The organism is Gallaecimonas zhanjiangensis (assembly GCF_057624825.1).
Map to the genome: position 1 here is coordinate 4,212,093 of NZ_CM172603.1, position 12,379 is coordinate 4,224,471.

Below are 12,379 nucleotides of genomic sequence, written 5' to 3' on the forward strand. Positions count from 1 at the left end.
CATGTTCCGAACCCTGTTGCTGCTGGCACTGTTCACCCTGCCGGCCCTGGCCGACGTAGAAGAAGACCGCCTACCCAAGGCCGAAGCCGCCATGCCCGGCCTGATTGAACCGTTCAAGCCGCTGCTGGCGCGCCTGAGCGCCAGCCCCGATCTGGCCACCGTGGTCGAGGTAGCCAGCCAGGGCTTTACCCTGGGTAAGGACATCGCCAAAACCCAGCTCGACGACAGACCCCTTTATTGGTTTCGCCTGGCCGGCAAGGCCAAACTGCGGGCACTGGCGCTGCCCGACGCGCAAAAAGACAAGTTGCTGCGCCGCTTCGAGCGGGTCAGCCGCGGCATCGAAGATGTGCACTTCAAACCCGGTATCAAACACATTTTGCTGACCGGTTTTGACCCCTTCTTCCTCGACCGCCATATCGATCAATCCAACCCCTCTGGGCTGGCAGCCTTGCTGCTGGACGGCACCATTTTGGAAAAAGACGGCGTCAAGGCGCAGGTAGAAACGGTGCTGGTACCGGTGCGTTTTGCCGATTTTGACGAGGGTCTTATCGAGCAGACCTTGCTGCCCTATTACACCCAGCACACCGCCGACATGGTGGTGACGGTATCCATGGGCCGCAGCGATTTCGACATCGAGCGCTTCCCCGGCAAGCGCCGTAGCGCCGAGGCTCCGGACAACCTGCGGGTGATGACCGGCGCCACCGCCGCCGTTCCCAAACTGCCGCTGCTCTACGGCAAGCCCTTGTCTGGCAAGGAGTTCGTGGCCCTTAGCCTGCCGGTTGATGCCCTGCAGGACGGCGAAGGCCCCTTTAAAATGAACGACAACCGCAAGGTCACCACCCTGGCTGGCGACCGCGAGCCCCAGCACCTTTTCGAGCTGGACGGCCAAGTGTCGGTTAACGGCTCCGGCGGCGGTTATCTCTCCAACGAGATAAGCTACCGCGCCATTCGCCTGCGCAACTTGCTGAAAAGCCACATCCCTACCGGCCATATCCACACCCCGCGCATCGAGGCCTACGACAAGGCCAAGGAAGCGGCCATCGTCAAACAGCTGGGCTCCATGCTGACCCAGGCGGCGGGCACCCTCCAATAACAAAAAAGGCAGCCAACCGGCTGCCTTTTTTCATCGCGACGCGCTTACATCCGCTCGAGGGTTTTGATGCCCAGCAGATCCAGGCCCTGCTTGAGGGTGCGGGCGGTGAGGTGCGCCAATTTGAGGCGCGAGCCTTTAACGGACTCGTCTTCGCTGGAGAGGATCGGGCAGGCTTCGTAGAAGCCGGAGAACAGCCCTGCCAGTTCAAAGAGATACAGGCACAGATAGTGCGGCGCACCTTCACGCACCACCGACTCGATAGTCTCTTCTAACTGCACCAGCTTCTGGGCCAGGGCCTTTTCCTGGGGCTCGCCCAGTACCAACGGCGCGGTGAGGCTTTGTGGCTCGATGCCGGCCTTACGGAAGATGGAGGCCACCCGGGTGTAGGCGTAGAGCATGTAAGGCGCGGTGTTGCCCTCGAAGCTCAGCATGGCGTCGAAGCTGAAGATGTAGTCGGAGCTGCGGTGCTTGGACAAATCCGCGTATTTCACGGCGCCGATACCCACGGCGTGGGCCACTTCCTTGAGCTCGTCTTCGCTAAAGTCGCCGCCGCGCTCTTTGACCAGCTGATAGGCCTTCTCTTCGGCCTCGTTCAACAGATCGATAAGCTTAACGGTACCGCCGCTGCGGGTCTTGAAGGGGCGGCCGTCTTCACCGTTCATGGTGCCAAAGCCCATGTGCTCGAGGCTCAGCGCGTCACGCACGAAACCGGCCTTGTGGGCCAGGGTAAAGACCTGCTTGAAGTGCAGGGCCTGGCGCTGGTCTACAAAGTAGAGGGCGCGGTCGGCTTTGAGCACGTTGTTGCGATAGCGCATCGCCGCCAGGTCGGTGGTGGCGTACAGGTAACCGCCGCCGGCCTTTTGAATGATGATGGGGGTGATGGAGCCGTCTTTGTTTTTGAACTCGTCGAGGAACACGCACTTGGCGCCCTGGTCTTCCACCAAGAGGCCTGTGGCGTCGAGGTCGGCCACTACCTGAGCCAGGTCGTCGTTGTAGGCGGACTCGCCCATCACGTCGGCCCGGGTCATGGATACGTTCAGTTTTTCGTACACTTCCAGGCAGTGGGCCAGGGAGATGTCGTTGAATTCACGCCACATTTTCAGGCAGGCCTCGTCACCGCCTTGCAGCAGCACCACCAGCTCGCGGGCGCGGTTGGCAAAGGCTTCGTCTTCGTCGAAGCAGCCCTTGGCGGCGCGGTAGAAGACTTCGAGGTCTGACAGGCCCATCTCGGCCTGGCTCTTGCCTTCGGCCTTTTGCTTCTCAAGGTAGGCCAGCAGCATGCCGAACTGGGTGCCCCAGTCGCCCACGTGGTTTTGGCGCACCACCTTGTGGCCCAAAAACGCCAGGGTACGGGCCACGGCGTCACCGATGATGGTGGAGCGCAGGTGGCCGACGTGCATTTCCTTGGCAAGGTTGGGGCTGGAGTAGTCCACCACCACGGTTTGGCTGGCCGGTTTGGTGACGGCGAGATCAGCATCCGCCACGGCTTTTTCGGCCTGTTCGGCCAGCCACTGGGGCTTGAGGAAGATGTTGATAAAGCCAGGGCCGGCGATTTCCAGTTTGTCGGCAATGTCGGCCAAATCCAGGTTATCCAGCAGCTTTTGCGCGAATTCGCGGGGGTTTTGGCCCATTCGCTTGGCAGCGCCCATGACACCGTTGGCCTGATAATCGCCGAACTCCGGCCTGGCCGATTGGCGCACCGCCGCAGGGGTCCCAACTGGCGCACCCGCGGCCACCATGGCGGCCCCAACCTTGTCATTAAGCAGCGCTTGAATGTTCACAACACCATCCCGTCGAAGAAGAAATTGAGCAAAGGGTCAGCATTCTACCCCAGACGCCGCCCCTTGGCACCACGCCAAGGGGTCCGGCACCTGGTATTGGTAACCGAGGCTCTGGGCAGTCCAATCGCCAAGCACCCGCTTGCCGCCGTGCTGGTCGGCAAAGTACGGCGGCGCCAGCCCAAGTAGCTTGGCCGCTTCGCTGTAGAAATGGTCACGGCGATAGGCCACCTGCGCCACACCATGGAAAATTTCCCCCCAGCGCTGCTGGTTAAGTACAGCCAGGCACAGGCCCACGGCGTCCGCCTGGTGAATAAGATTGACCGGGGCCGCGCCTCGGGGCAGCTCAGTCTTGCCAGCCAGGAAGCGGCCCGGATAACGCTCGGGGCCAAAGAGGCCGGCCATGCGGATAATGCTGCTCTGGTAGCGGCTGTCTTGCAGCAAAGCCTGCTCGGCTTGGGCCAGGGGCGAATGTGGGTCCGCCGGGGTTTGCTCATCCACCTCGGCCTCCACATCGGCCAGGGCGCCAGTGGAAGATACCAGCAGTATTTGCCGCACCGAGGTGCCGGCCAGGCCGTCGCGCAGGCGGGCCAGCATGGCCAGGTAGTCCTCCCCCTTGCCACGGCGAATACCGGGGGGAAAAGCCAAGACCAGCCGCGAAAAGCCGGCTAGAGCGGTGAGCTTGGCGTCATCAGCCGCGAGGTCGAGCGCCGCACAAGGTAGCCCGGCGGCTTTCAGTTCGTCGCATCCTGCGGCGCTCCGGCGCGTGGTCAAAATCGACTCACCTTGGGCCAAAAGCCTTTCAGCCAGCGGCTTTCCCAGCCATCCGGCGCCGATGATTGCTGTTGAAAATTCAGTCGTTTTAGGCACAACCATAAATTTCGTCTATCCAACTGCCTAAGTGATGTTGTAGAGTGAACGGGTGTTCAGCGGATGCCCTTTTGCAAGCGGGGTCATTGCGGCGGTTCACAGCTGTGCAGACGACGTCCCGGCTGCGCAGTTCCTTATCAGGTCCGCTAGTTACCGGTTTCGGCCGGTAACGTTGTTTTCGGACTGGCCCGACGACAATAGAAACAGGCAGAATCCCCTCTTCCCTCCTCTAGCCGTTGTCGTCGGGTTTATTTTCACCCTCTTCTACCGTCTTTTTCAGACTGGCAAGACCCTTCTCGAAATCCTTACCCAGCACGCTGTCCATCATCAGCCCAAAATAGCGGCCAGCAATGTCGTTGCCAAAGTTGGTGCGAAAGCCCCAGGTGACTTCGCTTTGCTTGCCGTCTTTGCGGATCCGAAAGTAGCTGTCGGCCTGGCCCTGGGGGCCAAAGTCGAGCTTGAAGGCCACGTAACCGGGCGCGTTGGACTCTACCAACGTCATGGAGCCTTTGCCGACACTGGGGTTGTCCGACTGCCAGCTAAGCTGTTGGCCCGGTTGGCCGGGCTTGCCAGCCAGTTGATAGCGGGTGGCAGGGTCGATACCGAACCAGGGTGACCAATGGTTGAAGTGTTTGAGATCCACCACCTCGGCATAGACCTGCTGAGGCGGCGAGGTGATGGTGACGGTGCGCTCCACCTGCACGTCTCGCGGCAGGAACAAGCCGACAATCAACAATATCACCACCAACAGCACCAGTGCTGTCACCACTCTTTTCAACCAGACCATGGTTGCTCCCGAATATCCAGATTGCCTTAAGAGTGGCGCCCAATGGCTATAAGTCAATGATGATGGTGAGGTTTTATCTCCAAACCCTTGGGCCATAGCTCGGCCACAAAGCCCCTGGCGCCGCGTCTGAGTAGCGCGGTGGAAAACACCGCAATCAGCACCAGCGCGCACAGTATCCGCCAGGGGCTGTCTAGCTGCTCGGCACTGAGTTCTGGCAACGAGCTGGCGCCAATGCCAAGCCACTGGCTGATCACCAGTGCCAGTACCGCAGCAATAGCCACCACCGCCAGGCCATACGCCAGGGCGAACTGGCGCGAATGCTGCGCCGCCAGATAGCGCAGCAAGCCCAGGTTCAAGGCCGGCCCCACCAGCAACAAAGCCAGGGCGGCGCCCCAATCGAGGCCAAAGGCCAGCAGCACCGCCACCACCGGCGTCAAACCAGTGGCGCAAAGATGTAGGGGAAAGGCCAGCGCCAACACCAGCAGCAGCTGCAACACCGGTTGCGCCGCCAAGGTGGCCCACAGCGGATGGGGGGCCAGGGTGGAGGCCACCACCAGGCCGGTGATCACCCAAGGCGCGGTGTGGTCAATCAAGTGGCCGTAGCCCATTTCAAAAGCTGAGCGCAGCGGCGCTTCGGCGTCATGCTGGTAGCAGCTGCGCCCCGGCACCTGGGGCAAAAACCGCACCAGCAAACCGGCGCACACCAAGGCCAACACCAATACCGCCACAAAGCGCCAGAGGGTCAGCTCCCCGCCCAGCAGTGCAAAGCTGGCCAGTAGGGCGTCGATACCGAAAATGGGCGCGACTAACAAGAAGGCCAGCGCCATCAGTGGCTTGGCGCCGTGTTGCAGCAATTTGGGGTAAACCCGGGCAGCATCGGGCAGGCACACCGGCAGCATCAGCCCCCAGACCATGCCCCGCAGCAGCCCTTGGCCGTGCTCGTCGCCCCGGTGGCGAAGGGGGCGCAGCCAGTTCATCAGCATTGCCAGGCCGTAGGCCGCCAACAACCAGGGGGACAGAGCCAGCAACAGGTGCCAAAAACGCAGCAATGCCGCACCGGCATCGGCGTCATGGACATGGCCGTGGGCCTGCGCCTGGTAAAGGGCCGGCATGGAGATCACCACCAGCACCGCAGCGCCGGCCAGGCCACCAAGGCCCGCCATCCACTGGCTGCCATGGTGGTGGCGGCTAAAGGGCCGGTGCAGCACCACGTGCAGCAAGGTGCCGGCCACCAGGCCCTGCAACCAGCCCAACTGGCGGGGGCTGACATCCGGCAACCAGTGGAAGCCGACGAAATAGCCCACCAGGGTACCGATCACCACCAGCGCCAGCGCCAGTACCGCCGAGAAGGTGCCAAACTGCGGCCTTAATAGCCACCACAGGGTCAACCCCACCGGCAGGCGATGCAGCACCACTCCCAAGGCCAGCAGGGCGCCAGCCTGGGTGTGGCTGGCATCCACCAGCGCCGCACCGTCGGTGATGGCATGCAGGCAAAGACCCGCCACCCCCACCAGCAGGGTCAGGTTATGGGTAGCCTTGGCAGCGCCGCTGAACAGGTGTTCCAATTTACCGGGGCCGATAGCACCGGCCAGCAGCAAGATAAGCACCGGCCAGCCACCGGCCCGCAAGGCCTCAGGCATCACATGAAACAGCAGCAAGCCACCTATCACCACGAAGATGAAATTATCCAGCAGCACCAGCCAGTCTTGCTGGCGGGCGAGGTAGCGATAAAGCAGGGGACCGGCAAAAAGGGCCAGCAAACTCAGTAGCAACAGCATGGAGTTCTCAAAGGGAAAAGCGCTGTGACATTATAACAACACCAATCCGAGGCTGGCTACGGTTCAATAGCGCGGCAACACCACAAAGGTGCCTTGAAACTCGGAGACGCACTGTTTCTCCTCGGTGACCACGGCGCCCACCTGAATGCGCGCTCTGTTACCACTTTGCAGCTTGTCGAGATTGGCCCAACTGGCCACCGGCAGGCTGAACATGCGCGGCGCACTTTTGGCTGGCCTGGCGTAACGGATGTCGCCTTTGGCCAGCACAATATCCCCTTCCAAGCCTTGCAGTTGCAGCTGCCACCAAATGCGCCCCCAGGCCGTGAGGGTAGCCAGCGCATAGTGGCTGCCGGCAAACAGGGTGCCGTGCAGGTTGCTGTTGGCCTCAAAGGGCGCTTGGCACACCAGCTGCTCGCCGTTAAAGGCCAGCGCCTCAAGACCCATAAACTGGGCCAGGGGAATGGTGCTGTGCCAGGTGCCGGTAAGAGCACGCGCCAGCGCCGCCTGGCTGCCAGCCAGGCTTATTCGCATCTTGAAATGGGGGATAGCGCCATAAAGGGTATGGCTCGGCCCCAGTAGCTCAAAGCCGGCCTGCTGATAAAAACGCAGGGCGTTGTCCCTGGCGTTCAGTTCCACCTCGGCCAGCCCCAAGCTGTCGGCCAAAGTCATCAGCCCATTCAGGATGAGCTTGCCAAGGCCCTTGCCCTGCTGGCCGGGAGCCACCGCCATATAGCGAATGTGGCCAACACCGGGGGCGCCAATATGCAACCGGCCGGTGGCCAACACCGCCTCACCGTCTTTGACCATCAGGTTCCAGCTGCCAGCTTCCAGCTCATCAAGCTCGGAGCCCACCGGCTGGTGCCATGGCGCCCTCAATACTTGCCAACGCAAGGCATAGATCGCGATAAAGTCTTGTTCCGAAAGGGGCGCACAAAGTTGCATTGGGTCAATACCCTTGTCATTTGCCTGTCGCACCATTAGATATCATGGGGTAGGATGCAAGCAATTGATTAGATTTAACGATTAACATCAATTGATTTAAGCGCTTATTCAACTAGGAAGACTAGAATAGACTGGTATTCCAAATGACGACGGAGGTCTTATGAGCAACCACAATCTGATTGGTTTGAACCAGGACGGTGTAAGCAAGCTGACCGGTTTGCTGAACAAGCTGCTGGCCAACTACCAAATTCTGTACATGAACGTGCGGGGCTTCCACTGGAACGTCCGTGGCGAGAACTTCTTCGAACTGCACGCCAAGTTCGAGGAAACCTACAACGAACTGCTGCTCAAGGTTGACGAGATAGCCGAGCGTATCCTGACCCTAAGCGAGCGCCCGCTGCATAGCTTCAGCTCCTATATCGAGCGCGCCAGCATCAACGAAGAGCGGGACATCACCGACGGCAAGAAAGGCATCTCTCATCTGCTCGACTCCTATCAGAAACTGATCAAGGAACAGCGCGAGATTTTGGAACTGGCCGGTGAAATTGGCGACGAAGGTACCTCTTCTTTGATGAGCGATTACATCAAGGAGCAGGAAAAAACCGTATGGATGCTGGGTGCTTACCTCAACCGTTAAGCACTGCGGCATCAAAAAAAGGCGCGTTAAGCGCCTTTTTTATTGCCTGAAGTTCTGCTCAAGCAGTCAGCCAGAAGGTTACCGGGCCATCGTTACAGAGGCTGACCTGCATGTCGGCCCCAAAACGGCCGGTGGCGACCGGCAAGCCTAGCCCCTTGCAAGCCTCGCAAAACACCTGATAGAGCCGCTCGCCCTCGGCCGGTGGCGCGGCACTCGAAAAACTGGGCCTGTTGCCACTTTGGGTGTCGGCGGCCAGGGTGAACTGGCTGACGATGAGCAAACCGCCCCCTGCTTGGGCGACATTCAGGTTCATCTTGCCCTCATCGTCGCCAAAAACCCGGTATTTGGCGACTTTCTGAGCCAGCCGCTGAGCTTTGGCGTCGTCATCACCCTTCTCTACCCCCAGCAGCACCAGCAGCCCTTGGTCTATGGCACCGACGGTGCTACCTGCAATGTCCACCCGCGCCTGGCTCACCCGTTGAATAAGGGCGATCACTTAAGGCGCTCCCACATCCAGTCCATGGCGCGAATAAGGCCATCGGTGATGCCGGGCTCCATGGCGCTGTGCCCCGCCGCCGGCACTATCCACAGCTGGGCGGCAGGCAGTACCTTGGCCAAGGAGGTGGCGTTTTCCAGCTTGCACACCATGTCGTAGCGACCATGGACAATTACCGTGGGAATGTCGACTATCTTGTGGGCATCGCTCAGCAACTGGCCTTCTTCGATAAAGCAGCCGTTGACGAAGTAGTGGCACTCCATGCGCCCCACCGCCAGCGCCAGGCTGGGGTCGGTGTAAATCTCGTCGACCTTGCTGGGAGGAATAAGGTTGACCATACGCCCTTCCCAGAGGGTCCAGGCCTTGGCCGCCTGCATCCGCTTGAGTTCGTTGTCGGACGTGAGCAGCTGATAGTAGCGGCCCAACAGATCGTCGGTGTTGCCCTTGAGCGGCGCGATGAAATCCTGATAGTGGTCAGGGTAAACCTGCGAGCAGCCCTGGCCGGGGGCGGTCATCCAGGCAAAGTCTTCTTCCCGCGCCAGGAATATCCCCCGCAGCACCAGGCCGGTCACCCGCTTTGGGTGCGCCTGGGCATAGGCCAGGGCCAGGGTCGAGCCCCAAGAGCCGCCAAACACCAGCCAGCTATCAACCCCCACCTTTTGGCGGATAAGCTCGATATCGGCTATGAGCGCCTGGGTGTGGTTCTGGTTCAGCGAGGCATGGGGCCTTGATTGGCCGGCGCCGCGCTGGTCGAACAAAATCACCCGGTAACGCTCCGGGTCGAAGAAGCGGCGCATATTCTCGTTACAGCCAGCGCCGGGGCCGCCGTGCAGCACCACCACCGGCATGCCGTCAGGGTTACCCACTTCTTCCACGTACAGCTCGTGGCCATCACCTACCGGCAGCCATTGCTGCCAGTTAGCCTGGATCTCAGGCAACAGTTCCCGCATTACAGTCATCCTCTTGCTGTTCCTGGTCCAGATCGGTGAGGTAGGCGGTTAGCTCCGCCCCCAGCAGCACGATCAGCCAGCACAGGTAAATCCAGAAAAACAAAATCGGTATCGCCGCCAGGGCGCCGTAAATCAGCTGATAAGACGGCACCTGGGCCACGTAAAGGGCAAAAGCCCGCTTGGAGAACTCAAACAGCACCGCCCCCAGGATGGCGCCGCCCATCGCATGGCGCATCCGCACCCTTTTGTTGGGCACCAGCAGGTAAAGCACCATAAAAGCGGCCCAGGAGGCCAAAAAGGGCGCCAGGCCAATCAGAAAGGTGCGCACCCCGGAAAGAGCGCCTTTTTGAAAGACATCCATACCCACCACATAGGAGGTGATGGCCAGGGAAACCCCCATCAGCAGCGGGCCCAGGGTCAGTACCGACCAGTAAATGGCAAAGGCCACCGACCAGCGCCGTGGCCGGTGAATACGAAAAATACGGTTGATGGTGCTGTCCACGGAGCGAATGAGGGTCAGGGCCGTTACCACCAGAAAAAGTATGCCTACGGCGGTCATTTTGGAGGCATTGGCGGCAAAACCCTGCACTTGGTCGGCAATCACATCTGAGGCGGCTGGCACGAAGTTGTTGAAGATAAAATGCTGCAATTCCCCTTTGACGTTCTCAAAACCGGGAAAGGCCGAAAACAGGCTGAACAGCACGGCGATAAAGGGCACCAGCGACAGCAAGGTCACGTAGGCCATGGCGCCGGCGTGCAGGGTCAGGCGGTCTTCGGCGATGCGGTTCCAAAAGCCCTTGAGGTGCGCAAAAAGGTCTGTCCTGGTCAGCAGCGGCATAGGCGATATTTGCTCATTGAAATGCTGTCTTTTACTCTAACACCAAATACTTGCTGCAAAGGACCACTGCATGCGCGCTCTTCCCCTAGCTTTTGCCACCCTGCTGCTACTGACCGGTTGCCAAAGCGCCTATTACGCCACCATGGAAAAGGTGGGTATCCATAAGCGCGATATCCTCTCCGACCGCGTTGAAGCGGCCGGCGAAGCCCAAGAAGAGGCCCAGCAGCAGTTCAAGGATGCCCTCGAGCATTTTCGCGCCGTGGTGAAAGTCGATGGCGGCGACCTTGAAGACCGTTACGACGATCTCTCGGCCCAATATGACGCCGCCGAGCAATCGGCCAAGAACGTCACCGAACGCATCAACGCCGTGCAAGACGTAGCCGAGGCCCTGTTTGACGAGTGGCAGGGCGAGCTGGACCAATACAGCTCCCCCACCTTGCGGGCCGCTTCTGCCAAGACCCTGAGCGACACCAAGGCGCGTTACCAAAGGCTTATCAAGGCTATGCGTAAGGCAGAGGCAAAAATGCCGCCGGTGTTGGCCAAGTTCCATGACCAAGTCTTGTTTCTCAAGCACAACCTCAACGCCCGCGCCATCGGCTCCCTTAAAGGCGAGCTGGGCAGCATCGAGCAGCAGGTCGGTAACCTGGTCAATGAGATGCAAAAAGCCATCAGCGAATCCGAGCGCTTTATCCAGCAGCTCAACAGCAACGGCTGAAGCGGCCTTATCACGGCAGGTTTAGGCCGGGCTGCCTATCCTTAAGCAACTGAAGAGGAAAAGGTTATGCGGCTGCTCATCACTATTTTATCCCTTAGCCTGTTAGCCGGCTGCGCCATGACCAAGGAAGACTGCGCCAGCCTGAACTGGCACCAGCAAGGCCTGGAAGACGGCTTTAAAGGCCTGGTGGCCCGCAGCGGTTATTGGCAGGCCCAGTGCCAGCAACATGGCTATACGGTGGATAACAGCGCCTACTCCAAAGGCTGGGCCGAGGGTAACCGCCAGTACTGCACCCCCGAACAGGGCTACCGCAACGGCAGCCTGGGCAACCACTACCAAGGGGTTTGCCAGGGCGGCGCCAAAGACGATTTCATGCTTAGCTACGAGCGTGGCTGGAAGGTGTACGAGCGTAACCAGTACCGCGAATCCCTCTACGACCGGCAACGGGATATCCGCTGGCGTATCAGCGAAATAGACGACCGGCTCGGCGACGACAAGCTCTCCCACAAGACCCGTGACCACCTGAAATGGGAGCGCGACCACCTGATCCAGGAATCCATGCACATCAACAGCCTGCTGCTGCGGATGATGTAACGCAACACAGCGTTGCACTTGCTAATTGTGCAAAAAAAGGCCACATTGACCGGTACGTTTTTGATTTTAAGGACAAAGTCATGCGCCACGTCATTCTTGCTCTCTCCCTGTTGGCCGCTTCCCTGCCGTCGATTGCTCACACCGATAGCGGCTGCGACAGCAAACGCCTCTACTTGGAAGGCCGCAAAGGCCATGACTTCCCGGTCACCTGCCAAAAGGTAGGGGAGGATGGGCGCTCCGCCTACCTCAAAGGCCTGCAGAACCGCCAAAAACACTTTATCGGTTTGTCTTCGGTGACGGTCAGCAGCTTGGCCACCAGCCTGAACAGCCACTTTCGTGCCAAGGATAATGACCGTATTCCCGCCTTTGTCCGCAGCACCCAGCGGGACGTGAAAGACAGCGAATATCAGCGTTTGGAACAGTTAAAAGAGTCAGCAAAATAAGGAGTAATTGCATGAAATGGATGACTATCAGTGCCTTGGCCCTGGCGACCTTGTCACCTCTAGCCCAGGCAGGAACCAAGCTGGCCTATCAGGAATGCGATGCGCACAAGGCCTACCTAGCCGGCCGTCAAGGCAAGCAATACCTGGCCCAGTGTGACAAGGCCATGGCGCCCATAGTACAGGCCGCCTTTATCAAGGGCCGCAATCGCTACTACGCTAAACAGACCGATGCCATGTACAGCGCTCAGTTAACCGCTCAGATGTCGGCGCAGCGATACCATCAGGTCTGGTCTTCGGGCAATCGCAGCAGCGGCGAGCGTATTGCAGAAAGCGAGTATATGAATGCCGTTACTTTTGCCAAACCCACCGTCAAGCGCATTGAGCCGGTAGATGAAAGTGACGCCAAAGACGAAGAAGCGCCACCAGTCGAGAAAGCCCAATAAAAAAGGCGCCCTTAG

14 protein-coding genes are annotated in these 12,379 nt (G+C 59.7%); 6 read left to right on the forward strand and 8 right to left on the reverse strand.

Annotation, left to right across the window (positions count from 1 at the left end):
• The first annotated feature begins 1 nt into the window (after position 1).
• Positions 2–1,093, forward strand: coding sequence for a PA0049 C-terminal domain-containing protein (locus AC22G1_RS19895; protein ID WP_487314897.1), 1,092 nt, complete (start codon positions 2–4; stop codon positions 1,091–1,093).
• 44 nt (positions 1,094–1,137) lie between these two features.
• Here the strand turns inward: AC22G1_RS19895 and argS are convergent, their stop codons facing one another.
• The 5 genes from argS to AC22G1_RS19920 form a co-directional block, all read right to left on the reverse strand.
• Complete coding sequence (gene argS / locus AC22G1_RS19900; protein ID WP_487314898.1) at positions 1,138–2,874, reverse strand: arginine--tRNA ligase; 1,737 nt, start codon at positions 2,872–2,874, stop codon at positions 1,138–1,140.
• Between the two features lie 36 nt (positions 2,875–2,910).
• On the reverse strand, positions 2,911–3,645 hold the full coding sequence (locus AC22G1_RS19905) for a Rossmann-fold NAD(P)-binding domain-containing protein (protein WP_487314899.1): 735 nt from the start codon (positions 3,643–3,645) through the stop codon (positions 2,911–2,913).
• Positions 3,646–3,970: 325 nt separating this feature from the next.
• A complete protein-coding gene (locus AC22G1_RS19910) occupies positions 3,971–4,528 on the reverse strand; it encodes an SRPBCC family protein (protein ID WP_487314900.1) in 558 nt (185 codons plus the stop codon).
• A gap of 53 nt (positions 4,529–4,581) precedes the next feature.
• Positions 4,582–6,306, reverse strand: a complete 1,725-nt coding sequence (locus AC22G1_RS19915) for a permease (protein ID WP_487314901.1) — start codon at positions 6,304–6,306, stop codon at positions 4,582–4,584.
• Between the two features lie 63 nt (positions 6,307–6,369).
• Complete coding sequence (locus AC22G1_RS19920; protein WP_487314902.1) at positions 6,370–7,182, reverse strand: bifunctional GNAT family N-acetyltransferase/hotdog fold thioesterase; 813 nt, start codon at positions 7,180–7,182, stop codon at positions 6,370–6,372.
• A 226-nt stretch (positions 7,183–7,408) separates the two neighbouring features.
• Between AC22G1_RS19920 and AC22G1_RS19925 the strand changes: the two genes are divergently transcribed.
• A complete protein-coding gene (locus AC22G1_RS19925) occupies positions 7,409–7,885 on the forward strand; it encodes a Dps family protein (protein ID WP_487314903.1) in 477 nt (158 codons plus the stop codon).
• Positions 7,886–7,943: 58 nt separating this feature from the next.
• Here AC22G1_RS19925 and dtd read toward each other — a convergent pair whose 3' ends face one another.
• From dtd to AC22G1_RS19940, 3 genes are read right to left on the reverse strand one after another with little or no spacing between them, the layout of a single operon-like run.
• Positions 7,944–8,381 carry a D-aminoacyl-tRNA deacylase gene (gene dtd, locus AC22G1_RS19930; protein ID WP_487314904.1) on the reverse strand — a complete coding sequence of 146 codons (438 nt, stop codon included), beginning with the start codon at positions 8,379–8,381 and terminating at the stop codon, positions 7,944–7,946.
• Complete coding sequence (pip, locus tag AC22G1_RS19935; RefSeq protein ID WP_487314905.1) at positions 8,378–9,331, reverse strand: prolyl aminopeptidase; 954 nt, start codon at positions 9,329–9,331, stop codon at positions 8,378–8,380. The genes dtd and pip overlap by 4 nt, the downstream gene beginning before the upstream one ends.
• A complete protein-coding gene (locus AC22G1_RS19940; RefSeq protein ID WP_487314906.1) occupies positions 9,312–10,169 on the reverse strand; it encodes a virulence factor BrkB family protein in 858 nt (285 codons plus the stop codon). The genes pip and AC22G1_RS19940 overlap by 20 nt, the downstream gene beginning before the upstream one ends.
• A gap of 70 nt (positions 10,170–10,239) precedes the next feature.
• Between AC22G1_RS19940 and AC22G1_RS19945 the strand changes: the two genes are divergently transcribed.
• The 4 genes from AC22G1_RS19945 to AC22G1_RS19960 all read left to right on the forward strand — a co-directional run bounded on the left by AC22G1_RS19945 (position 10,240) and on the right by AC22G1_RS19960 (position 12,364).
• A complete protein-coding gene (locus tag AC22G1_RS19945) occupies positions 10,240–10,884 on the forward strand; it encodes a DUF2959 domain-containing protein (RefSeq protein WP_487314907.1) in 645 nt (214 codons plus the stop codon).
• 66 nt (positions 10,885–10,950) lie between these two features.
• Positions 10,951–11,478, forward strand: coding sequence for a DUF2799 domain-containing protein (locus tag AC22G1_RS19950; RefSeq protein WP_487314908.1), 528 nt, complete (start codon positions 10,951–10,953; stop codon positions 11,476–11,478).
• 80 nt (positions 11,479–11,558) lie between these two features.
• Positions 11,559–11,921, forward strand: coding sequence for a hypothetical protein (locus AC22G1_RS19955; protein WP_487314909.1), 363 nt, complete (start codon positions 11,559–11,561; stop codon positions 11,919–11,921).
• Between the two features lie 11 nt (positions 11,922–11,932).
• The gene (locus AC22G1_RS19960) at positions 11,933–12,364 is read left to right on the forward strand and encodes a hypothetical protein (RefSeq protein WP_487314910.1); all 432 of its coding nucleotides are present in this window, start codon (positions 11,933–11,935) and stop codon (positions 12,362–12,364) included.
• Positions 12,365–12,379: the final 15 nt, after the last annotated feature.